The organism is Streptomyces globosus, assembly GCF_003325375.1.
GTDB classification, from domain to species: Bacteria; Actinomycetota; Actinomycetes; order Streptomycetales; family Streptomycetaceae; genus Streptomyces; species Streptomyces globosus_A.
In genome coordinates, this window is record NZ_CP030864.1 from 463,372 (window position 1) to 486,505 (window position 23,134).

Sequence of the window (23,134 nt, forward strand, 5' to 3'; positions counted from 1 at the left end):
GGACCGGAAGACGCCTGCCATGATCCTGCCCAGCGTGCTGGACCCCTTCTTCGCCATCGCCCGCTCGGACCCGGACCGGCCCGCCGTGGTCGACAACGGGGTGACCGTCGGCTACGGCCAACTCGCCCGCTGGGCGGGGGCGGTGGCCGACCTGGTCGCCACCACCCGCACCCCGGCGGGCGCACCCCCCGTGGCCATCCACGCGCACCACAGCGTCCGCGACATCGCGGCCGTCCTCGGCACCCTCGCCGCCGGCCGCGGCTACGTCCCCGTCGCCGACGGACCGGAAGGCCACGCCGACCGGGCCCTGCACGCCCTCGGCTGCCGCGAGCTCATCGCCACCGCCGAGACCGGCCGGCTGCCCGGAGTCGACCGCGTCCTGCGCCCCAACTGGGGCCCGTCCCGCGCCCCGCTGCGCGAGGCCGGCGAACCCGTACGGGCGCAGGACCCCGCCTACGTCCTGTTCACCTCGGGCTCCACCGGAGCCCCCAAGGCGGCCGCCGTCCCGCACGGGGCCCTGCACGCCGTGCTGCCCCACCTCATCCGGCAGTACGGCGCCGGACCCGGCACCGTCGCCCTCAACCTCCACCGGCTGGACGGCGACACCAGCCTGGAGGAGATCCTCCCGGCCCTGCTGACCGGCGGGCTCGTCGTCCTCGACGAGGACGGCGAGGCCGACCTCGACCGCGTCCTGACCGACAACGAGGTCACCCTCGTCAACCTGCCCGTCGACTACTGGCACCTGTACACCGGCCACCTGCTGGACACCGGCCGGTCCCTGCCCGCCTCCGTGGAGACCGTGGTCATCGGCGGCGAGGCCGTCCGCGCCGACATGCTGGAGCGCTGGCGCCTGCTGGGCGCCGACGACACCGTCCTGCTCAACACCTACGGCTCCACCGAGACCGCGCTGGTCACCCACACCGCGGTCCTCGCCGGCCCGGGAGCGCCCGACGACTTCCCCGACGGGGTTCCGATCGGCCGCCCGCTGCCGTCCGTACGGCAGGCCGTCGTGCCCAGGGCCGACGCACCGGACGGCCCCGGCGAACTCCTCGTGGCCGGGCCCCAGCTGGCCACCGGATACGTCGACGACCCCGCGCGCACGGCCGCGCGGTTCGTCGAGACCGACCCCGGCGGCGGCACCGACCGCTGGTACCGCACGGGCGACCTCGTCACCGACTGCGGCGACGGCGCGCTCGTCTTCCACGGCCGCATCGACCACCAGGTCAAGATCCGCGGCCACCGCGTGGACCTCCTCGACGTCGAGGAGGCCGTCGGCCGGTTCCCCGGCGTGACCGCCGTCGCCGCCGCCGAGCACACCAAGGGCGACCACACGGTCCTCGTCGCCTTCGTCGTCCTCGCACCCGAGCCGGCCGCACCGGCCGCCGCCGCGGCGCTGCGCGAGCGGCTGCGCGGCACCCTCCCCGAGCCGTTCGTCCCCGACCGGATCGTCGCCGTACCCGCCCTCGTGCACACCCGCACCGGCAAGGTCGACCGCGCCGGCACCCGGGACCGGTACCTGTGAGCAACCGACTCTTCGACGCCTCGGTCGCACCCGCCGCCGTTCCCGAGGCGGACGCCCGCGGCCCCTGGGCCTACCTGTGGTGGCTGGTGCGGATCCGTCCCCGGCCGCTGGTCCTCGCCGCCGTGCTCGGCGCCCTGTGGATGGTCCCCCTCGCGCTGGTCCCCCTCGTCATCGGACGGGCCATCGACGAAGCCGGGCAGGACGCCGGCCAGGCCGGGCTCTACCTGTGGTCGCTGCTCGCCCTCGGCCTCGGCGTCCTCCAGGCCCTCGCCGGCGCAGGGCTGATCCAGGCCGCCGTCGGCGCGGAGGCGCACGCCCTGTCGGTCACCCACCGCGTGCTGATGCGGCAGGTCGTCAGAGTCGGCGCCACCCTGCGCAGCAAGGCCCGCTCGGGCGACGTCGCCGCCTCCGCCGCGGCCGACGTGGAGAGCATCGGCAACGCCTTCGAGGTCGTCGGCCGCACCGTCGGGGCGGTGGTCGCCGCCGTCCTGGTGGCCGTCGCCCTCACCGTCACCTCACCCGTGCTCGGCCTCGCCGTCCTCATCGGCGTACCCGCCGCCGTCCTCGGCATCGGCCCCCTGCTGCGGCCCCTCCAGGAACGCGACGAGGAACAGCGCGAACAGATGGGCATCGCCACCTCCCAGGCCGGCGACATCGTGGCCGGCCTGCGCATCCTGCGCGGCATCGGCGGCGAGGCCGTCTTCGCCGAGCGCTTCCGGCGCACCAGCCAGCAGGTGCGCCGGGCCGGCGAGTCCGCGGGCCGGATGGAGGCCTGGCTCCAGGCGGCCGGCGTCCTCCTGCCCGGCCTGGTCACCGTCGGCATCGTCTGGTTCGGCGCCCGCCTCGCGCTGGACGGCACCATCACCGCCGGCGAACTCGTCGCGTTCTACGGCGCCTCCGCCTTCCTCACCCTGCCCGTCAGCACCGCCACCGAGGCCGCCGAGACCCTCAGCCTCGCCAAGGTCGCCGCCGGCCGGGTCTGCACCCTCCTGCAACTCACCCCCGCGACCGTCCGGCCCGACCACCCCGAACCGCTCCCGGCCGGCGCGCTCGCCCTGGCCGACACCGGCACCGGCATCACCGCAGAGGCGGGCCGCCTCACCGTCGTCACCGCCCCCGCCGACCGCGCCGGCGGCCTCGCCGACCGCCTCGGCGGCCCCGGCACCGGCGGCGCCGCGGCGGAGGTCCGGCTCGGCGGCGTCCCCCTGGACCGGGCCGACCCCGCCGAGGTCTCCGCCCGCCTGCTGCGCTCCGGCCCCGCCGACATCCTCTTCAGCGGCACCGTACGGGAGGAGCTGACCGCCGGATCCGCCCGCCCCGGGCCGGCCCTGGACCAGGCCCTGTTCGCCGCCGACGCCGCCGACGTCGTCGACGCCCTGCCCGGCGGCCTGGACGCCCGCCTCGACGAGGGCGGCCGCGCCCTGTCCGGCGGACAGCGCCAGCGGCTGATCCTCGCCCGCGCCCTGCTCGCGGCGCCCGACGTCCTGGTCCTCGAAGACCCCACCGCCTCCGTCGACGCCCACACCGAGGCACGCATCGTCGCCCGCGTGGCCGCCCTGCGCGCCGGCCGCACCACCGTGGTCCTCACCGACAGCCCCCTGTGGCAGGGCGCCGCCGACCGCGTGGTCCGCCTCGACGGGCAGCCCGTCCCCGGCAGCACCGACCGCTCCGCAGGAGTGCCCTCATGACCACCACCCCCACCCGGGCCTCCGCGGCCGGCGCGGACACCGCCCCGGCCCCCGGCCCCGCCGGGCCCGCCGGAGCCACCGGCCGGCTGCCACTCGCCGACCGGTCCGACGTCCGCGCCTGGACCGGCGTCTTCCTCCGCGGCGAGGCACCCCGACTGGCCCTCACCTTCGGCCTGTTCGCCGCCGCCCTCGTGGCGAGCCTGGTGGGCCCCCGGCTCCTGGGCCACCTGGTCGAATCGGTCAAGGACGGCACCACCGCCGACCGGGTCGACGTACTCGCCCTCGCCTTCGTCGCCGTCCTCGCCTGCCAGACCCTCCTCGCCCGCGCCGCCCGCACCCAGGCCACCCTGCTCGGCGAACGGGTCCTCGCCCGCACCCGCGAGAACTTCGTGCGCCGCGTGCTCGCACTGCCGCTGTCCGAGGTCGAGGCCGTCGGCACGGGCGACCTGCTCAGCCGCGCCACGACCGACGCCGACCGGCTCAACGAGAGCATCCGCCAGGCGGTCCCCCGCATCGCGCTGGCCGCCGTCACCCTCGTCTTCACCTTCGCGGCCATCCTGCTGACCTCGCCCCTGCTGGCCCTCGGCCTGCTGGCCGGCGTGCCGTTCGCCGTGCTGTCCACCTGGTGGTACCGGCCGCGTGCCACCCGCGCGTACGAGCTCCTCCTCGCGCAGGAGGCCGACGTCCTGGCCGTCACCCACGAGACCGCCCGGGGCGCCGCCACCGCCGAGGCCCTCGGGCTCGGCCCCCGCCAGGCGCGCCGCCACGGCGCGGCCGTCGACGGGGTGGTGCGCACCCGGCAGCGCACCACCTGGCTGCAGACCATCTGGTTCCCGAGCCTGGACCTGGCCACCATGGTCCCGATGGCGCTCACCCTCCTGATCGGCGGACTCGCCTACCAGCGGGGCGAGGTGGGGCTGGCGGAGCTGACCGCCGTCGTCCTCTACGTCCAGGCCCTCGGCGAGCCCCTGAACGACCTGCTGACCTGGACCGACGAACTCCAGATCGGCAATGCCGCACTGCGCCGGATCCTCGGCGTCGAGCGGCTGCCCCGCGAGGAGCCCCGGCCGCCGGCCCCCACCGACGGCCACGCCATCCGCCTCGAAGGCGTCGGGTTCGGCTACGGAGCGGGCCGCGAGGTGCTCACCGGCATCGACCTCGACATCGCCGCCGGAGAACGGCTGGTGGTCGTCGGAGCCTCGGGCGCCGGCAAGTCCACCCTCGGCAAGCTGCTCGCCGGCGTCCACCACCCCACCCGCGGCACCGTCCGGATCGGCGGCGCCGACATCACCGCCCTGCCCGTGGGGCAGCTGCGGCGCGAGATCGTCCTCGTCACGCAGGAACAGCACGTGTTCACCGGCACGGTACGGGACAACCTGCTGCTGGCCGGTGAGCAGGACCGGGCCGAGGACACCGCCGAAGACGCCGACAGGGCCACGGAGGCGGACACCCCGCTGTGGAAGGCGCTGGAGAGCGTCCTCCTCGCGGACTGGGTGCGGTCCCTGCCCGAGGGCCTGGACAGCGAGATCGGACCGGGCGCGGCCCTCGTCTCCCCCTCCCACGCCCAGCAACTGGCCCTGGCCCGCCTGCTGCTGTCGGACCCGTACGCGCTCGTCCTCGACGAGGCCACCGCGCTGCTGGACTCCACCGCGTCCCGCCGCGTCGAACGCTCGCTGGCGGCGCTGATCGAAGGCCGCACGGTCGTCTCGATCGTGCACCGCCTGGACTCCGTACGCGACGCGGACCGGATCGCGGTCATGGACGGCGGACGGATCGTCGAGCTCGGCAGCCACGACGAACTCCTCGCCGCGAACGGCGCGTACGCCGCCCTGTGGCACGCCTGGGACACCGCCCGCCGCCCCGGCCCGCGCACATGACAACCGCCGCGGCCGCCCCGCCGCGGACGGCACGACGGCGACGTCACCGGCCGGCCACGGGGCCGGGGCAGCCGGGGCGACGAGCGGCATCCGGCGCCGCCGCCGACGGCGGCGAGCGGCGTCATCCCAATGGGGCGATGTGCGACACGGCGGATCAGGCAAGACTCTCGCCAAGCCCGACTCCGCCCCGGAGGTTCCATGCCGAACAGCGGCGCGCCCCGCCCCGACGTCCCGCGTCACGCCCCAGCCCGGCCGTCGCTCGTCCTGGCGTCCCTGATCACCGTCGCCGCGGTGGCCAACCTCAACCTGTCGGTGGCCAACGTGGCGCTGCCCGCGATCGGGAAGGCCTTCGACTCCTCCCAGACCACCCTGAACCTGGTCGCCGTGGGGTACTCCCTCGGCCTGGCCGCATCCGTCCTCTACCTGGGTGCGGTCGGGGACCGCCACGGGCGCAAGCTGCTGCTGCTCCTCGGCGTCGCCCTGTCCCTTCCCGCCTGCCTGCTCGCCGCGTACGCCCCCAACGACACCGTCCTCGTGGCGGCCCGGATCCTCGGCGGGCTCTCGGCCGGCATGGCCTACCCCACCACCCTCGCGCTGATCACCGCCCTGTGGGCGGGGCCGCCACGGACGAAGGCGATCGCCCTGTGGTCGGCGCTGGGCGGCGGCATCTCCCTGCTCGGGCCGGTGGTCGCGGGCGCCTTGCTCGAACGCTTCTTCTGGGGGTCGGTGTTCCTCGTCACCCTGCCCCTCGCCGTCGTCGCGCTGGCCATGGCCCTGCTGTTCGTCCCCGCGCACGCGAACGAGTCGGCCGAACCGGTCGACAACCTCGGCGGCGTCCTGTCCGTCCTCCTGATCGCGGGCCTGGTCCTGGCGATCAATTTCGCCGCCGTCCCCGGCGAAGGCGCGCTGGTCACCGGCCTCGCCGTGATCGCCGTGGCCGCCGGGGCAGCGTTCTTCCTCCGCCAGCGCCGGGCCCCCAACCCGCTGTACGACCTCCACATCGCCGCCCGGCGGACGTTCTGGGTCGCCGCATGCGCGGGAATCATCGTGTACGGCGCCATGATGGGCTCGGCGTTCGTCAGCCAGCAGTACCTGCAGAACGTGCTCGAGTACGACCCGGTCGAAGCCGGGGCCGCCATCCTCCCCCTCGTCGTGATGACCGTTCTCGTGGCACCGCGCTCCGCGAAGCTGGTCGAGTCGCGCGGCGCCCGCACCACCCTGCTGACCGGTTACGCGTTCCTCTTCCTCGCCTTCGCCTGGATGCTGCTGTTCTGGGGCGAGGACAGCAGCTACTGGCAGATCGGCTCCGCCTACGTGTTCATCGGCCTCGGCGCGGGCTTCGCGGGCACGCCCGCCTCCCACGCACTGACCGGATCGGTGCCCGTGCGACGGGCCGGCATGGCCTCGGGCACCGCCGACCTGCAACGCGACCTCGGCGGCGCCGTCATGCAGTCCGTCATGGGCGTGCTCCTCACCGCCGGCTACGCCTCGGCCTTCAACGCGGCGATCGCCGCCTCCCCCGAGAGCGAAGACGTGTCGGACCAAGTGCAGAGCGAGCTGACGAAGTCCTTCGCCTCCGCCGCGGAGACCGCCCAGCAGCACCCCCGGTACGCCGACCAGATCGTCGAGGCGGCACGCCAGTCGTTCCTCCACGGCGACGACTGGGCCTACACCGTCGGCCTGGCCGCGATCGCCCTGGGCGCCCTGCTGGTCTTCGCGATGTTCCCGCACCGTGACGCCGAGCGGGACCTCCTGCGGCACTACTCCGACGAGGACTCCGCCTCGGCTGCCACCGCGGGGCCCCGGTGACCGGCAGCCCGGGGCACCGGCCGACCCGCCGGGCCCCCGCCTGCACGGGCGCGATGCAGCACACGGCGCCCACACCCGGGAGCGGCTGACCCCACGGTCCCCGACCTGCTGGTGACCGGTACGGCGGTCACCCTGGGGCCGCTGCACAACACCGCCTTCATCCTGCTCCTCTCCACGCCGCACGGCGTCCGCCCGGGCCTCGCGTTCCTGCTGTCCTGCTGCCCTGGCTGGCCAACCTGAGCGCCGACCGCCCCGCCCGCACGGCCCGCCGCGCCGGGCCGCCCGGATCGACAACGCCTCCCCGGCCACCGCGGCCGGCCCCGCATGGCTGCTGCAGCCCTGGGCGCTCGTCGGCGCCGGCGCCGACGAGCGCCGTCGACGCGGACCTCTCCACCCCTGCCGACTGGCTCGCGCTGACCGGCTACTGACTGCTGGCCACGATCACCCCATCGTCATTGAGGCGTACGCCCTGAGCTCCCCCAGGGCCGCGCAGACCCGCCTGAAGGCCCTGCGAACCTGGCCGGAACGCCGCCAGGAGCAGCTGGTCACCGCCCTCTCCCTGGTCACCGGCCTGTGGCTGACGGTCCGGAGCATCCACGACCTGGTCACCTGAGGCACACCCCGGCCATTGTTTACTTACGGGTCGACCCGTATGGTAAACGTCATGAGCGATGCTTCTCCGCCCTCCAGAGGGCGTCCCCGGGATCCCCGATCGCACGAGGCGATCCTCCGCGCGACGGCAGAACTGATGGTCGAGTCCGGCTACGCTGCGACGTCGATCGGGGCGGTGGCCGCGCGGGCCGGCGTGGGCAAGGACACGATCTACCGGCGCTGGCCCGGCAAGCCGGAGTTGGTCTTCGAGGCCGTGTTCACGACCACCGACGAGGTACCGCCCCCGGACACGGGGACGCTGCTCGGGGACCTGACCGCACTGCTCCAGGGCCTGGTCGACGAGTTCCGCGCGCCCGCTGCCGCGGCGGCGCTCCCGGGGCTGCTGGCCGACTTCGCCGCGGATCCGGACCTGAGGGCGCGCATCCGCGGCGACTTCCTGGCCCCGTCGAAGGAACGGCTGCTGGTTGTCTTCGAACGGGCCGTGCTGCGTGGAGAGATCGCGGGCGAAACGCCCGTGGACCTGGTCCTGGACACGCTGGCAGGAGCCGTCTTCTTCCATGTCGGGCTGGTCGGCGAGCACCCTCGCCGAGAGACGGCCGCACTGCTGGCAGCCGTCGTGGCCAAGGGAATCGAGGTCCGATGAACGGCTGGCTGCTCGCAGCAGGGGTCACCGCTCTCGGCGTGACCGCGGTCCACATCGTCGGCGGCCACCGCGACGTGGTGCGCCCGCTGCTGTCCAGCGGGCTCGCGGACGAGCCCAAGCGCGTCCTGCACGCCGTGTGGCACATGGTGACCGCCGACCTGGCGCTCTCCGGACTCGCCCTGCTCTACCTCTCCCTGGCGGACGGTACGCCGGGTGCCGGCCTGCTGGCGTGGTTCGTGGCCGCGCACTTCACCGCGTACGCGGCGGCCTTCCTGGCCATCACGCTGTCCGTCAAGTGGCCCCGCCCCCTCCTCCGCCTGCCGCAATGGATCCTGCTCCTGCCGGTCGCAGCACTGGCGGCGGCGGGCGCCGCGTAGTCGCCGCGGCAAGACGCGATGGAGGCCCCGGCCGCCGACACGCAGAACAGATGAAAAAGAGACAACCCTACGTTCGTTCCGGACGCGCGTAGACCCGGCGCGTCGCCGGACCTGCGGGGATGACCTGCCGTGCTGTCAAGTCGGCGTAAATGGCTGAATGTTGAACTATTGGCCGACAAGCACACTACGGTTGCGGAGGTTGCTGTTCCACCGAGAGGAAACCCCTCATGACCGCTGCCGAAGCGCCGAGAACGGCCTGCATCCTCACCGGCTACCGCCCCGAGGACGGCTTCCTGGCTGCCGAACTGAATCCGCCTCCCCCCGAGTACGTGTGGCACGACAAGGAGGCCGAGCAGCAGGACCGGCGCTACGGCCCGGGGGTGGGCTACCAGCAGTGGCTCGCCGTCGACGCCCGTACCGGCGCCGTCTGGTTCGGGGACGTCGACTGGCGTGCCCCGCGCGAGGACGCGGAGGGCCGGCTTCCCGGGGTCCCGCGCAAGGCGCTGGGCGACGGCCTGCTGCCGGAGCCCGGGGTCCTGGTGCAGCTTCTGAGCCACATGACGCACGACGAGCAGCGCGGCTGCTCCTGGCGCTTCTTCACGGCTGAGGAGCTGCACGCGCTCGCGCTGCGCGTCCTGCCGGCCGTGCAGCGGCTCGTCGACTCGATCCACCGCACCGGGCCAACCGGGGAGCTCGAGTGGTCGGCCGAAGCGGCCACCGCATGGGAGGACATCGAGCGGGTCGCCACCCACACCTTCCACGCCTCCCGAGAGGTTGTCTGGCCCAGGCTCCTGACGACCCCTGTCCCCGCCTGGCGGGTCGAGGTCGGCGCCTTCCTCGAGAGCAACCCCGACCTGTGCGACCCCGCCTGGGAGTCGGCCACCGACGCGGAGCTCGACGCCTGCGCGGACTTCCGGCCCGAGTCGGGCTACGGCGGTGTCCCGGGGCGCGTCTGCCTCGCTGCCGGCCGGCAGATCGAGGACGGCTTCACCTTCTACGGCCACCGTGCCGCCCTGTACGCCCACCGCGCCCGGGCCTGGGGCGACCGTACGCCGATGGACGCCTGCACCTGGCTGGAGCGGACCGAGGCGGGCAGGAGGACCTGGGAGGCGGCCAAACCCCTCGGAGCCACTCTCGCCGACGTGCCGGACTGCGTCCTGTCGATGCTGGCCGACGGCTTCCAGAGCGCCGCGCAGGAAGAGGGGCTGGCCCTGATGGGACTGCCCGCCTACCTGCGGAGGCTGCGCGCCGAGGAGAGGGAGGCCGTCGACCGCCAGCTCGTCCGCGAAGGCGAGGAGGTCGAACGCCTGGAGAACATGCTCAGGGACTTCCGGGCCGCCCGGAACCGCACCGTGACCCGGATCCTGACCTGGGCCGATGGCCGCACCGACGAGGAGATCGCGCACCTGGCCTCCACGTCCCCCCAGTGCGTCGGCGACTGGCGTGCCCGCCTGGGCGAAGAGCAGACCTCCCAGCCCGCAGAGACCTGATCCGCCGGGTTGCCCGGCGACTCTTGACAGCCCTGCTCGACAGCCCGCAAGATCAGCCCGTGAACCTGTCAGACAGCCAGACAGGTGGCGCGATGCCGCGGCGCGTGAGCGCGATGGAAGCGGTCTTCGGCCACCTGCGCAACGCCATCGAGCGCGGCGATTACGCCATCGGGGACAAGCTCCCCTCGGAAGCCGAGCTGTGCCGCACGCTCGAAGTCAGCCGGCCCGTTCTGCGTGAAGCGCTCCGCGCCCTGCAGGCCATGGGGCTGACCGTGTCGAAGACCGGCAAGGGGACCTTCGTCGTGGCGAACACGGTCGAGGACCCGACCTTCGGCGACTACGCCGCCAGCGACCTGCTCGAGGTGCGCCGGCACGTCGAGATCCCCGTCGCCGGGTACGCAGCGCTGCGCCGCACCCCGGAAGACCTGGACCACCTGGCCCACCTGCTCGACCGGATGGAGCAGGAGACCGACACGACGGCATGGGTGGCCCTCGACACCGTCTTCCACCTGGCGGTCGCCGAGGCCTCCCGCAACCCGGTCTTCCGCCGGGTCATCGAAGAGATCCGCGACGCACTGGCACGCCAGTCGACGTTCCTCAACGAGCTGGGCGGCCGCCGCGAGCAGTCCAACCGCGAGCACCGGGCGATCTTCGAGGCGCTGATCGACGGCTGCGAACCGGACGCCGTCGAGGCCATGTCCCACCACCTCCACAGGGTCGAGACGACCCTCACCGACATCGTGCACCCCAAGCGCACGAACAGACCCACGGAAGGCGGACCCGAGGCGTGAGCGAGCAGTTCCTCAAAGACGAGAAGCGCCCGTCCACCCGTCACGTCGACGCCGGCGACGCCGGATACAGCAAGTCCCTGCAGCCCCGGCACGTCAACATGATCGCCATCGGCGGCGCCATAGGCACCGGGCTCTTCCTCGGGGCGGGGGGCCGGCTCGCCGAGGCCGGGCCCTCGCTGTTCATCGCGTACGCCGTCTGCGGCGTCTTCGCGTTCCTCGTCGTGCGCGCGCTCGGCGAGCTCGTCCTGTACCGGCCGTCCTCAGGCGCCTTCGTGTCCTACGCCCGCGAGTTCCTCGGCGAGAAGGGCGCCTACACCGCAGGCTGGATGTACTTCCTCAACTGGGCCACCACCGGAATCGCCGACATCACGGCCGTGGCCGTGTACACCCACTACTGGGGCCTGTTCTCCGATGTCCCGCAGTGGCTGATCGCCCTCGTCGCCCTGGCCGTGGTCCTCTCCGTGAACCTCATCTCCGTGAAGATCTTCGGAGAGCTCGAGTTCTGGTTCGCGATCGTCAAGGTCGGCGCCCTGGTGGTCTTCATGGCGCTCGGGATCTTCCTCCTGGTCACCCGCCACCCCGTCGACGGCACCGTCCCCGGCCCCTCCCTGATCACCGACAACGGCGGGATCTTTCCCAACGGCCTGCTGCCCATGCTGCTGATCGTCCAGGGCGTCGTCTTCGCCTACGCCTCCGTCGAACTGGTCGGCGTCACGGCCGGCGAGACCGAGAACCCCGAGAAGATCATGCCCAAGGCGATCAACTCGATCATGTGGCGCGTGGGCCTCTTCTACGTCGGCTCGGTCGTCCTGCTGTCGATGCTGATGCCGTGGAACGGCTACAGCGCCGACGAGAGCCCGTTCGTGACCGTGCTCTCCCACATCGGCATACCGGCCGCCGGCGGCGTGATGAACCTGGTCGTCCTCACCGCGGCCATGTCCTCGCTCAACTCGGGCCTCTACTCCACCGGCCGCATCCTCCGCTCGATGGCCGCCAACGGCTCCGCCCCCCGCTTCACCGCCCGGATGAGCCGCACCCAGGTGCCCTACGGCGGCATCCTGCTCACCAGCGGCGTGTGCGTCCTCGGCGTCGGCCTCAACTTCGTGGTACCCGACGACGCGTTCGAGATCGTCCTCAACCTCGCCGCCCTCGGGATCCTCTCCACCTGGGGCATGATCATGATCTGCCACCTGCTCTTCTGGCGGAAGACCCGCAGCGGCGAACTCGCCCGCCCCGACTACCGCCTCCCCGGCTCCCCGTGGACCCAGCTGATCACCCTCGTCTTCCTCGCCTCCGTGCTGGTCCTCATGTACGCCGACGGCGGAGCGGGACGCACGACCGTGCTGTGCGTGCCGCTGATCGCCGCAACGCTCGTGGCCGGCTGGTACGCGATCCGCGGCCGCCTCGCCCGCGCCGCCGCCGCCAAGGGCAGCAGATGAACCGGACGGCGCCCCCGGCCTGTCCCCGCAGGCGGCACACCTCCGCCGAATCCGCCGCACACCCCCACCCGGCCTGAGCCGGCACACGTCAGAAGGAGCACAGATGCGCAGCGCACCCCTCGCGGACGCGCCCGGCATCCGGGAGCCCCTGCACGCACCCGTCGCCCACCTCACCCGGGGCGGCGTGATCGAAGGCATGCACTACGGCTCCCTCGTCGTCCTCGGCGCGGACGGCGAGGTCCGCTTCGCCCTCGGCGACATCGAGGCGGCCTGCTACCCCCGCTCGGCCCTCAAACCCGTCCAGGCCGTCGCGATGGTGCGGGCCGGCCTCCCCCTCGACGGCGCCCTGCTCTCCCTCGCCTCGGCCAGCCACTCCGGCGAGGAACGCCACCTCGCCGGGGTCCGGCAGATCCTCACCCTGGCCGGCGCCACCGAGGAGGACCTGGGCAACGTCCCCGACCTGCCCTACGACCCGGCCGTCCGGGCCACCTGGACGAGGCAGGGACGCCCGCCCTCCCGGCTCGCCCAGAACTGCTCCGGCAAGCACGCCGCGATGCTGTACACCTGCACCCTGGCGGGCTGGCCCCGGGAGACCTACCTCGACCCCGCCCACCCGCTCCAGAGAGCCATCGGCGAGGCCGTCGAGGAGCTCACCGGCCAGCGCACCGCACATGTCACCGTCGACGGCTGCGGCGCCCCCCTGTTCTCGATCTCCCTGCACGGCCTCGCCCGCGCCGCCGCCCGCATCGCCACCGCCGCGCCCGGCACGGCGGAGCACCGGGTGGCCGAAGCCCTCCGCGGCCACCCCGAGATGGCCTCCGGCGCCGGGCGGGACGTCGCCGAACTGATGCGCACCGTGCCCGGCCTGATCACGAAGGACGGCTTCGAGGGCGTCCAGGTCGCCGCCCTCCCCGACGGCCGCGCCGTGGCCGTGAAGATCGCCGACGGAGCGAACCGCGCGCGCATCCCCGTGACGGCCGCAGCCCTGGCCATGGCGGGGACCGACCCGCGGCTGCTCGCCCGGTTCACGGAGCAGCCCGTCACCGGCGGCGGCCTGCCCCTCGGCGCCGTCCGACCGGTGCCGGCCCTCGCCGCGGCAACCGCCCCCGCCCCCGCCTGACCCGCGCCGCCGGCCCGAATCCGGCCCAGCCGGCCCACCACCTCAGGAAGAGGACCCGTACACCGATGACCGCCGCCACCCGCAGGGAACACGACCTGCTCGGAGACCGCGACGTCCCCGCAGACGCCTACTGGGGCGTCCACACCCTGCGCGCCACCGAGAACTTCCCCATCACCGGCACCCCCATCTCCGCGCACCCGCACCTCATCGACGCCCTGGCCGCAGTGAAGGAGGCCGCCGCCCTCGCCAACGGGGAACTCGGCCTGCTGGAGCCCGCCAAGGCCGCCGCGATCGTCGCCGCCTGCCGGGAGATCCGCGGCGGGAAGCTCCACGACCAGTTCGTCGTCGACGTCATCCAGGGCGGCGCCGGCACCTCGACCAACATGAACGCCAACGAGGTCGTCGCCAACCGGGCCCTGGAACTGCTGGGCCACCCGAAGGGCGCGTACGCGCACCTGCACCCCAACGAGGACGTCAACCTCGGCCAGTCCACCAACGACGTCTACCCCACCGCCGTACGCGTCGCCACCGCCTCCGCGGTCCACGGCCTGCTCGACGCCATGGCCGTCCTCCAGGAGGCCTTCGCCCGCAAGGCCGTCGAGTTCCGCGACGTCCTGAAGATGGGACGCACCCAGCTCCAGGACGCCGTGCCGATGACGCTCGGCCAGGAGTTCTCCGCCTTCGCCGTCATGATCGACGAGGACCGCAGCCGCCTCGCCGAGGCCGTCGAGCTGATCCACGAGATCAACCTCGGCGCCACCGCCATCGGCACCGGCCTCAACGCCCCCGCCGGATACGCCGAAACGGCCCGCCGCCACCTCGCCGGCATCACCGGCCTGCCCCTGGTCACCGCGGCCAACCTGGTCGAGGCCACACAGGACTGCGGCGCGTTCGTCCAGATGTCGGGCGTGCTCAAGCGCATAGCCGTCAAGCTCTCGAAGACGTGCAACGACCTGCGCCTGCTCTCCTCCGGTCCGCGCGCCGGCCTCGGCGAGATCAACCTGCCGCCGGTGCAGGCCGGCTCCAGCATCATGCCCGGCAAGGTCAACCCGGTGATCCCCGAGGTCGTCAACCAGGTCGCCTTCGAGGTGATCGGCAACGACATCGCCGTCACCATGGCCGCAGAAGCAGGACAGCTCCAGCTCAACGCGTTCGAGCCGGTCATCCTGCACTCGCTGGCGGAATCCCTCGCCCACCTGCGCGCGGCCTGCCTCACCCTCGCGGAGCGCTGCGTGGCCGGCATCACCGCCAACACCGAGGTGCTGCGCGCCGCCGTCGAGAACTCGATCGGCCTGGTGACCGCCCTGAACCCGCACATCGGGTACACCGCCGCCACCGAGATCGCCAAGGAGGCCCTCGCAACCGGCCGCGGCGTGGCCGAACTCGTCCTGGAAAGAAACCTGCTCCCGGCCGAGAAGCTCGCCGCCCTCCTCCGGCCCGAGGCACTCGCCGGACCGCGCGCGGGCATCGCCTGAGCAGGGCGCGGCGCCCCGGAGTGGACAGTGCGGAGGCCTCGGCGCAACACGGACGGTTCAGCCGGCCAGGGCCTCCGCCGCCAGCATGCCCAGCCCCGCGAGCGCGGTCACCCCGTGGACGACGGCCCCGATGGCCGCCACCGCCCGCACGAGGGTGCGGGGCCACCCGGCCAAGGCCGAGTCGTCCCTCCGTAGGAACGCGTACCACGTCCAGGCCAGTCCGCACGCCGAAACAACGGTGATCGTGCCGGCGCCCGCGGTGTCGCGGGACTGCGCGACGACGGCCCACCCCACGCTCAGGAGCACCGGGACGAAGCACAGCAGCTCCACGAGCGCCGTGCGCGAGGTCTCGGCCCGTGGCCGCGGGGGAGCGGAGGAGGCCGGAGGAAAGAGGTCCGCCAGACCGAACTCGAAGGGGGCCTGCGGTCGAGTCGCCTCCTCGTCCTCTGCCCGCGCGAGCGCCTCAACCGCCGCTCGCATGGCGGCAGCGTCGTGATAGCGGTCCCCGGGATCCTTCGCCAGGGCCCGGGCGAGCAGCGACTCGACGGCCCCCGGAACGGAGATTCCCAGCGAGGCCAGGGACGGCGGCGGGGTGTGGAGGTGGGCGTAGCCCACGGACCAGGCGGAGTCCGCGTCGAACGGCACCCGGCCTGACAGCATGCGGAAGAGCAGGACGCCCAGCGAGTAGAGGTCGGAGCGCCCGTCCAGGTCCCGCCGCCCCTCCACCTGCTCGGGGGACATGTAGTGCGGTGTGCCGAGCACGGCACCGGTGCCGGTGAGGACGGTGCGGCCCGCCACTGCGGCGATCCCGAAGTCGGCGACCTTCGCCGTACCGTCCTCGGCCAGCAGGACGTTGGCCGGCTTGATGTCCCTGTGCACCACGCCCCGTGCGTGGGCCGCGGCCAGGGCCGCGAGGATCTGCAGGGCGAGCGGGAGCGCCTCGGCAAGCGGCAGCCTGCCCTGTGCGTCCAGCAGCTCCGCGAGGGAGCGGCCGGCCACCAGTTCCATGACCAGGTACGGGACCGGCCGGCCGCCGCCTGCCCGCCGCTCCTCGCCGGTGTCGTGGACGGAAACGATGTTCGGGTGGCTCAACCCGGCCATGGTCTGGGCCTCGCGCCGGAACCGGGTGGCCCAGCCGGGGTCGTACGGCAGGTCGTGCCGCATCGCCTTGAGCGCGACGAAGCGGCCGAGCCGCTCGTCGCGGGCGCGGAACACCTGCGCCATGCCCCCGCTGCCGAGCAACTCCGTTATCCGGTAGCGGCCTTGGGCCACCGTCGACCCCGTCTGGAAGAGTTCCCCCATGCGCGGGATGGTAGGCCAGGGCGGCCCAGGAGGCACTCCTCGGAACCGGCCTGGGCTGCCCCCGCCCGACCGGCACGGGAGCGGGATGCACCGGTCGCCGGCTCCGCCGCGCGGCCTCCGGCACCCAGCGGATCGCCGACGCCGACGGGCCCGGCCCGACTACCGCAGTCCGCCGCCTGCCGCGGCGTCAGCGGGCCAGGAGCGGTGCCATGAGGTCGCGGGCGAAGTCGGCGACGGGGCGCGGCTCGCGGCCGGTCAACCGGCGCACCGCATCGGTCGTGTCGGCGTTGACACCCTCCCGGAGCAGTTGGAAGGTGCCCACCACTCCCTCGGCGAGCCAGGGCGGCAGACCCGCCTGGACCATTCCGGCCAGGGCTGCCTCGTCGGGTACGGCGACATACTCCACCGCCCGTCCGAGGGCGGTGGACAGCCGGTGGGCGACATCGGTGAAGGTGAGGGCCTCGGGGCCGGTGACCAGATGCGTCTCTCCGTCCCCGTGCTGCCCGGCGAGCACCGCGACGGCGCAGGCTGCCACGTCCCGCGGGTCGATCATGGCGATGCGGGCGTCGGCGGCGGGCAGGAAGATCCGCCCGGCCTGCCCGATCGTCGGCAGCGAACCCAGGAGGTTCGACATCAGGAAACCGGAGCGGAGAATCACGGACGGGACCCCCGCCGAGCGCAGCCGCTGCTCGATGCGGCCGTGCTGATCGGAGAACGTCCTGGCTGCGCCGGCCTCGGCGCCGACCGTGGACAGCAGGACGACCTGCCGGACCCCGGCCGCGACTGCGGCGTCGATCGCGTGCGCCGCGTTCTCGACCTGCCGCGGGTCGTTGGCGAAGCTCAGGAAGGCCTGATCGGCACCCGCGAAGACGGCGTGCAGCGATTCGGGCTCGGCGAAGTCGCCCCGGACGAGGTCGACGCCGGGGCCGAGCACGGCAGCGGCCCGTCCCGGGTCGCGGGTGAGCGCGCGGAGCGGGGTGCCGCGACTACCCAGCCCCCTCACCACGTGCCGCCCGACGTTCCCGGTCGCACCGGTCACCACCACGGTCGTCATCGCGTCGCTTCCTCACGCCGGTTCCACAGCCGTCCACCCACTCTGCCTTTGTGCGCCACGCACCGCCCTGACCCCGTCAGGACACGCACCCTTTCACTCGTCAGGACGCCTGCACCGGGGTGCCCTTCCGGGCCGGGAGAGCCGTCGACTGCGAGGAGGCGGCGGGAGTGGGAGAGGCCGGCGGCACGACCCCGGCGCCCGGGGCCGGCGGCGTTGTCAGTGCCCTGCGGCATGATCCTCGGCATGACGACTCTCCACGCCGATGAGGCGCTGTCCAGCATGTCCGGCCGCCGCGCGTACGAGGCTGCGCTCGAGCGGCTGCGCGCGGCCTCGCAGGCGTACTACGGCGACGGCGACAGCCCGCTGGACGACGCCGCCTACGACCGGCTGCGGCTGGCGGTGCTGGCCTGGGAGCAGGAGCACCCGGCGGAGGCTGCCGCGGATTCCCCCACCGGGCTGGTCGCGGACGGTGCGGCTCCGGCCGGCGACGTCGCACACACCACGCGCCTGCTGAGCCTGGACAACGTCTTCGACGCCGACGGTCTCGCCGGGTGGGGGGCCTCCGTCGAGCGGCGGCTGGGCCGTGCGCCGGCGGGCGGGTTCACCGTCGAGCCGAAGATAGACGGCGCGGCCGTGGCCGCCCGCTACCGCGGGGGCCGGCTGGTCCAGGTCATCACCCGGGGCGACGGTTCCCACGGCGAGGACGTCAGCCATGTCATCGGCCAGGTCGACGGCCTGCCCGAGCAGCTCGCGGCGCCCGTCACCGTCGAGGTCCGGGGCGAGGTGGCCTTCACCCAGGAGCAGTTCGAGACGGCGAACGCGGTCCGCGCCGCCCACGGCGCACCGGTCTTCGCCAACCCCCGCAACGGCACCGCGGGCACGCTGCGGGCGAAGGACCGCCCGTACCGGCTCCGTATGACGTTCTGGGCCTACGGGGCGGTGGAACTGGACGGGCAAACGTTCCTGCCCCTCGGCGGCACGCATGCGGAGGTGCTGGCCGCCGTGGCCGCCGCGGGCGTGCGGACAACCGCGGACTCCCCGGCCGGGCTGCACGTCGTGGCGGATCTCGCCGAGGCGCAGCAGCGCATCGACGCCGTCGCGGCGATGCGGGCGGAGCTGCCCGTCGGCATCGACGGTGTGGTGGTCAAGCTCAACGACACCGCCGAGCAGCGGTCGGCGGGCATGGGGACGCGGTTCCCGTACTGGGCGATCGCCGTCAAGCTGCCCGCGGTGGAGCGGCAGACGGTGCTGGAGGCGGTGGAGTGGGAGGTCGGCCGGACGGGGGTGCTCGCGCCGACCGCGATCCTGCGGCCCGTGCAGCTCGACGGCTCCACCGTCACCCGGGCCACCCTGCACAACCCCGCGGACATCCGCCGCCGCGACCTCCACCTCGGCGACACCGTCACGGTGTACAAGGCGGGCGACATCATCCCGCGCGTCCAGGCGGCCGTGCCGGGGCTGCGTCCGGCCGGGGCCCAGCCCGTGCCGCTGCCGCAGGCGTGCCCCAACTGCGGCGGCGCGGTCGACAAGGCGCAGGAGCGGTGGCGGTGCGCCAGGGGCACCGCGTGCGCGCTGCCGGCGCTGATCGGGTACGCCGCCGGGCGCGACATGCTCGACATCGACGGGCTCGGCAGGACGTACGTGGCGGCGCTGGTCGAGTCCGGCGACGTCACCGACGTCGCGGACCTGTTCACGCTCACCGTCGGGCAGCTGACCGCGGCGTCCGGCAGTGCCAAGCGGGGCGCCAGGCTCGCCGAGCAGATCGCGGCCGCCAGATCCCTTCCCCTCAGCCGGGTGTTCTGCGCGCTGGGCGTACTCGGCACCGGGCGCAGCATGTCCCGGCGGATCGCCCGGCACTTCGGCACGATGGACGCGATCCGGGGTGCGGACGCGGCCGCGCTGCAGGAGGTCGAGGGGATCGGCCCGGAGAAGGCGCCGGTGATCGTCGAGCAGGTCGCCGCGCTGGCTCCGGTCATCGACAAGCTGGTCGCGGCCGGGGTCAACATGACCGAGCCGACCGCGCCGACGGCGCCGACCGCACCCACCGGACCGACCGGTTCGACGGCCGGGCCGGCTCCCGCCGAGGGCCCGCTGACCGGCAAGGTCGTCGTGGTCACCGGGAAGATGACCGGACCGCTGGAGGCGTACGGCCGGTCGGACATGAACACCCTGATCGAGCGGGCCGGCGGGCGCGCCGGCAGCAGTGTGAGCTCCAGGACGTCCATCCTGGTCGCCGCCCCGTCCGCGAACGGCAAGCCGAGCTCCAAGGCGGTCAAGGCCGCCGGACTCGGCGTGGAGGTCCTCACCCCGGAGACCTTCGCCGAGCTGGTCACGGCGTACCTGACCTGACGGCTGACCGATCGCCCGGGCTGCCTCCGCGGGTGCGGTGCCGAGCACGGCGGATCACCCGGCCTGCGGTTCGGCGGCGGCCGGTGTCAGCGTCCGCGGGAGATCTGCAGGAGCCAGGGGCTGGGGTGGGTGAGGGTGACGAGTTCCTTGTGCGCCGTGTCGCCGGGCAGGGGGACGACCAGCCACAGGCCGGGCGGGAAGAACCGGCTCTTGGTATAGGCGAGGCCGCCGTAGACGGAGCGGAGGAATGCGGGGACCGAGTCGCGCGGGACGTCCGGGAACTCGACGTGGTCCACCGTGATGTTCGCGTCGTCCTCGGGGAAGAGGCGGACGCTGACCGCCGGCGTGCCTTCGAGGCCGACGAACGCCTCGTGCGGCAGCGAGCCGTCGGGGTCGAGGGCGGTGCCGATGCCGGCGGCCGTGCGGCGCGAGGTCCGGTCCGCGCCGATGTCGTCGGTGACGGTCATCTTCAGACGGTAGTCCTGCGCGATCTCGCGTATCGCGCGGACGGCCGACTCGGTCGTCGGAAGGTGCGGGGGGTTCATGGGGGGATCATTCCTCATGAACCCGGCGGCGTGGCGCGGCCGGCCCGACCGGGCCACTCGGCGCCGACCAGCTGCCGGCTCGCCGGATCGGGGCCCCGTCGGAGAGGCGGCAGGAGTTCGCCGGGGTTCGCCGGACGCCCTTCGGACAGCCAGAAGAGATAGTGGCGGAGGTGCTCTGCGAGGCCCCCCTCGATGTACGCGACGTACTCCCGGGCCCCGCCGGCCGCCTCGCGCTCTTCCTCCCGGTCCGAGACCGACCACTTGCCGTCCAGCGCCGCCGCCCACTCCCGTACCCGGCCCCGCTCCCTCCACCAGTCGCGGACAAGATCCGGGGTCCAGTGGCCGTCACCGTCGCAGGCGTACCCGACCATCGGGTCCTGCGCGACCGCGCCCAGCAGCCGCAACGCCTGCGCCGAGTCACGGGGCTGCCGGTAGACGAACTCGGCGCCCCACTCGTCGTCGTACAGCACGTGCATCGGAGCGATCAGCCGGCCCGTCCAGCAGGTGTCGGTCCCGGCCCCGTAGAACGGCCCCGGCACGTTGCGCCAGTCGCGTTCCGCCCAGCGGCCGGGGCGGGCGTTCCACCAGGTACCCCGGTGTTCCGGGGCAGGCAGCCACGTGCCGCCGTCCGGCGCGGGCAGCGGCCCGCTCTCCGCGGCGCGGACGGACGGCAGCGGGTCCCAGTAGGCCATGTCCACGGGCCGCATCCTGTCAGGCGGCGCGAGTGGACGGAGATGCACCCTGTCGCCTTCCCCCACTCCGCCGACTGGACCCGCTCGCCTCCCCTGCGGCACGAAAGCCCGGGCCGAGCACCGTGTGCAGCACGAGACCGTCTGCCGGGCGGGGCTGCTGTGCCCCATCCGGGGGAATGGCGCGCCGGTCGTGCGTGACCGGGCATGCGGGTGTGCATCGTTCCCCCAGTGCGGGCGTGCGTGCGGCAGGGTGTCCGCGGCTCTGCCCGGACATTCCGTCCGCTCCACCGAGAAGGGATGCCCCGTGACCGTCACCAGCCAGTCAGGTCCTCGTCCCCGACGTGTGCGCGCCGCCCTGGTCGCCGCCACCGTCATCGCTGCCGCCACCACGTTCGGCTCGGCCGGCCCTGCCCACGCCGCTTCGCTGTGCTTCAACGGCGTGACTCCGCTTCCCGTCGTCGACGGCGAGATCAACGGCACCGAGGGCGCGGACGACATCCGCTGCCTCTCGCTGACCAACGGCAACACCCTCAACGGCCTCGGCGGCGACGACACCATCCGCATCCTCGGCCTCGTCGGCAACCTCCGCGTGTACGGCGGCGGCGGCAACGACACCATCACCGTCCGCGCGACCCTCACCGGCGGGTTCGGCAACACCGCGCTCGTCTCCGGAGGCGACGGCGACGACGTCCTCACCCTGGGCGGGCTGGAGCTCAACGGGGCCGAAGCCCGTGGTGACGCCGGGAACGACACGCTGAACATCGCGGTCATCGACCCCGGAGGGCGTGCCGAAGGCAACGAGGGCGACGACCTCCTGCAGATCGACTCCAACGCGAGCACGGTGATGGCGGGCGGCGGCAACGACACCATCCGGGGGCTCCGGACAGACCGCATGCACCTCACCCGCGGCTCCTTCACCGACGCCGGGGACGGCACCGACACCTGCCGTCTCCGTTACCCCGAAATCGGCACCCCCGCCGTCGCGGGCTGCGAGGTCACCCCCTGATCATGCGGTGCTCGCCGAGCCGACCGCCTCGCCGGCCGCGGTTACCCGTCGAGATCCCGGCGCGAGAACGGCTTCGACACCGTCCGGGTGCCCGGCTGCGCGCGCACATCAGGTCCGCCTGCTCCTGCACCCGCCGGATGGCCGTCACCCGCTCAGCCCGTGCGCCGGACGCTGTCCGTCGGGGCGCGGGACGTACGCCAGGCCGTGGGCGCCGGGTTCACCGAGCTTGGCGATGTCCAACCGGGCCAGGCGCTCCAGCGTCTCCAGGTCGACGATGTCGACGGTGGAGGAGACGACGCAGGCCACGTAGCCGAGTCGGCCGTCGGGGGAGGAGGTGATGGTCAGCGGGAAGAGGCCGACCTCGACCTGGCCCAGCTGCTTGCGGGTGTCGGCGCAGAACACGGTGAGGCAGCCCGGTTCGTGGCGCCCGAGTTGCGCCTCCTCGGCGGCCGTCATGCGCAACTCGCCCGCCAGCAGTCTGCCCGTCGACGTCAGGTGCACCGGCAGGACGACGTCCTGCGTCGGCAGGGTGTCGACGAGGGACGCCGTCCGGGTGTCGATGACCCGGATGCCGGTGGCCGGCCGCTTCTCGGCGCTGCCGGAGAAGTTGCCGTACGGCGCTGCGACGAAGGCGTGCGTGCCGTCGGCGGACACGGCGAGCCCCTCGCTGCCCGGGACCTCGACCTTCGCGGTGAGGGTGCCCCGTTCGAGGTCGACGACGGACACGAACGGCGCTTCCTTGTTGGTGGCGTAGCCCGTCCGGCCCGCCGGGTCGATCGCGAACCAGTGCGGGCCGGGAGCGTCCGTGTCGATCCTGCCCAGGGGCCTGCGCGTCCCCGTGTCGATCACCACGACGCCTCCGGGCCGATCCCGGGCGCCTTCCACGCTGACGTAGAGCCGCCCGCGTGCCGTGTCCAGCGCCAGCCCGTGCGGCCCGTGTTCCGGGGCGAGGTCGACGACCTCGACGATGCGGCGGCTGTCGGGGTCGATGACAGCCAGCTCGGTGCGCCGGCCGCCGTTCGCGTGGTAGTAGCCCGAGTGGTAGGTCAGCGAGCACCACAGCACCCGCTGCGTCGGGTCGTAGCACAGCTCGTGCGGCTCGGCGGGGACCTGTACGCCACCGAGGCGGCGGTCGGAGGCGGCGTCGAAGAACGAGACCGTCGGTCCGCTCTGGCTGACGACGGCGAGTACGTCGCCCTCTCGACCGGTACGGGGGGATTGCTGCACAGCGACTCCTTCAGCGGGGCGAAGCGCGAATGCCGCGCGTCTCTTCGCGGGCATGTCCACTCTCCGGTTCCGGTGGGGACCGCAGCAATGCAAAGATTGATACTCGATCATTGCCC

General features: G+C 73.6%; 19 protein-coding genes. 14 read left to right on the forward strand and 5 right to left on the reverse strand.

Going from position 1 to position 23,134, the window contains the following annotated elements; genetic code table 11:
* Window positions 1-19 precede the first annotated feature (19 nt).
* The 12 genes from C0216_RS32815 to aspA all read left to right on the forward strand — a co-directional run bounded on the left by C0216_RS32815 (window position 20) and on the right by aspA (window position 14,843).
* The gene (locus tag C0216_RS32815) at window positions 20-1,522 is read left to right on the forward strand and encodes an AMP-binding protein (RefSeq protein ID WP_114059414.1); all 1,503 of its coding nucleotides are present in this window, start codon (window positions 20-22) and stop codon (window positions 1,520-1,522) included.
* Complete coding sequence (locus C0216_RS32820) at window positions 1,519-3,210, forward strand: ABC transporter transmembrane domain-containing protein (RefSeq protein WP_114059415.1); 1,692 nt, start codon at window positions 1,519-1,521, stop codon at window positions 3,208-3,210. The genes C0216_RS32815 and C0216_RS32820 overlap by 4 nt, the downstream gene beginning before the upstream one ends.
* Window positions 3,207-5,087: an ABC transporter ATP-binding protein gene (locus C0216_RS32825; RefSeq protein WP_114059416.1), complete on the forward strand. Its 1,881-nt coding sequence runs from the start codon at window positions 3,207-3,209 to the stop codon at window positions 5,085-5,087. The genes C0216_RS32820 and C0216_RS32825 overlap by 4 nt, the downstream gene beginning before the upstream one ends.
* Before the next feature lie 198 nt (window positions 5,088-5,285).
* Window positions 5,286-6,896, forward strand: a complete 1,611-nt coding sequence (locus C0216_RS32830) for an MFS transporter (RefSeq protein WP_114059417.1) — start codon at window positions 5,286-5,288, stop codon at window positions 6,894-6,896.
* Between the two features lie 111 nt (window positions 6,897-7,007).
* Window positions 7,008-7,136: a GAP family protein gene (locus C0216_RS34870; RefSeq protein ID WP_246043027.1), complete on the forward strand. Its 129-nt coding sequence runs from the start codon at window positions 7,008-7,010 to the stop codon at window positions 7,134-7,136.
* Window positions 7,137-7,560: 424 nt separating this feature from the next.
* Window positions 7,561-8,151: a TetR/AcrR family transcriptional regulator gene (locus C0216_RS32840; RefSeq protein ID WP_114059418.1), complete on the forward strand. Its 591-nt coding sequence runs from the start codon at window positions 7,561-7,563 to the stop codon at window positions 8,149-8,151.
* A complete protein-coding gene (locus C0216_RS32845; RefSeq protein WP_114059419.1) occupies window positions 8,148-8,528 on the forward strand; it encodes a hypothetical protein in 381 nt (126 codons plus the stop codon). Before C0216_RS32840 ends, C0216_RS32845 begins: the two co-directional genes overlap by 4 nt.
* Before the next feature lie 227 nt (window positions 8,529-8,755).
* Entirely contained in the window at window positions 8,756-10,018 is a 1,263-nt protein-coding gene (locus C0216_RS32850) for a hypothetical protein (protein ID WP_114059420.1), read from the forward strand.
* 113 nt (window positions 10,019-10,131) lie between these two features.
* Window positions 10,132-10,809 (forward strand): FadR/GntR family transcriptional regulator, encoded by a 678-nt coding sequence (locus C0216_RS32855; RefSeq protein WP_114059508.1) that lies wholly within the window; start codon window positions 10,132-10,134, stop codon window positions 10,807-10,809.
* Window positions 10,806-12,248, forward strand: coding sequence for an amino acid permease (locus C0216_RS32860; protein WP_114059421.1), 1,443 nt, complete (start codon window positions 10,806-10,808; stop codon window positions 12,246-12,248). The genes C0216_RS32855 and C0216_RS32860 overlap by 4 nt, the downstream gene beginning before the upstream one ends.
* Window positions 12,249-12,351: 103 nt before the next feature.
* Window positions 12,352-13,368 (forward strand): asparaginase, encoded by a 1,017-nt coding sequence (locus tag C0216_RS32865; protein WP_114059422.1) that lies wholly within the window; start codon window positions 12,352-12,354, stop codon window positions 13,366-13,368.
* Between the two features lie 65 nt (window positions 13,369-13,433).
* The gene (gene aspA, locus C0216_RS32870; RefSeq protein ID WP_114059423.1) at window positions 13,434-14,843 is read left to right on the forward strand and encodes an aspartate ammonia-lyase; all 1,410 of its coding nucleotides are present in this window, start codon (window positions 13,434-13,436) and stop codon (window positions 14,841-14,843) included.
* Between the two features lie 57 nt (window positions 14,844-14,900).
* Here the strand turns inward: aspA and C0216_RS32875 are convergent, their stop codons facing one another.
* Window positions 14,901-16,145 (reverse strand): protein kinase domain-containing protein, encoded by a 1,245-nt coding sequence (locus tag C0216_RS32875; RefSeq protein WP_114059424.1) that lies wholly within the window; start codon window positions 16,143-16,145, stop codon window positions 14,901-14,903.
* Between the two features lie 187 nt (window positions 16,146-16,332).
* Complete coding sequence (locus C0216_RS32880) at window positions 16,333-17,199, reverse strand: NmrA family NAD(P)-binding protein (protein ID WP_114059425.1); 867 nt, start codon at window positions 17,197-17,199, stop codon at window positions 16,333-16,335.
* A 243-nt stretch (window positions 17,200-17,442) separates the two neighbouring features.
* Here C0216_RS32880 and ligA point away from each other — a divergent pair, with 243 nt between their 5' ends.
* Window positions 17,443-19,548, forward strand: coding sequence for an NAD-dependent DNA ligase LigA (gene ligA, locus C0216_RS32885; protein WP_114059509.1), 2,106 nt, complete (start codon window positions 17,443-17,445; stop codon window positions 19,546-19,548).
* Window positions 19,549-19,634: 86 nt separating this feature from the next.
* On the opposite strand, the gene C0216_RS32890 is transcribed toward ligA, so the two are convergent.
* Together C0216_RS32890 and C0216_RS32895 are read right to left on the reverse strand one after the other, a co-directional pair.
* Window positions 19,635-20,093, reverse strand: coding sequence for a hypothetical protein (locus C0216_RS32890; protein WP_114059426.1), 459 nt, complete (start codon window positions 20,091-20,093; stop codon window positions 19,635-19,637).
* 14 nt (window positions 20,094-20,107) lie between these two features.
* Window positions 20,108-20,785 (reverse strand): ferredoxin, encoded by a 678-nt coding sequence (locus C0216_RS32895; RefSeq protein ID WP_246043060.1) that lies wholly within the window; start codon window positions 20,783-20,785, stop codon window positions 20,108-20,110.
* Window positions 20,786-21,089: 304 nt separating this feature from the next.
* On the opposite strand from C0216_RS32895, the gene C0216_RS32900 reads away from it, so the two are divergent.
* Window positions 21,090-21,791: a hypothetical protein gene (locus C0216_RS32900; RefSeq protein WP_162793391.1), complete on the forward strand. Its 702-nt coding sequence runs from the start codon at window positions 21,090-21,092 to the stop codon at window positions 21,789-21,791.
* A 144-nt stretch (window positions 21,792-21,935) separates the two neighbouring features.
* On the opposite strand, the gene C0216_RS32905 is transcribed toward C0216_RS32900, so the two are convergent.
* A complete protein-coding gene (locus C0216_RS32905) occupies window positions 21,936-23,072 on the reverse strand; it encodes a YncE family protein (RefSeq protein WP_428985506.1) in 1,137 nt (378 codons plus the stop codon).
* Window positions 23,073-23,134: the final 62 nt, after the last annotated feature.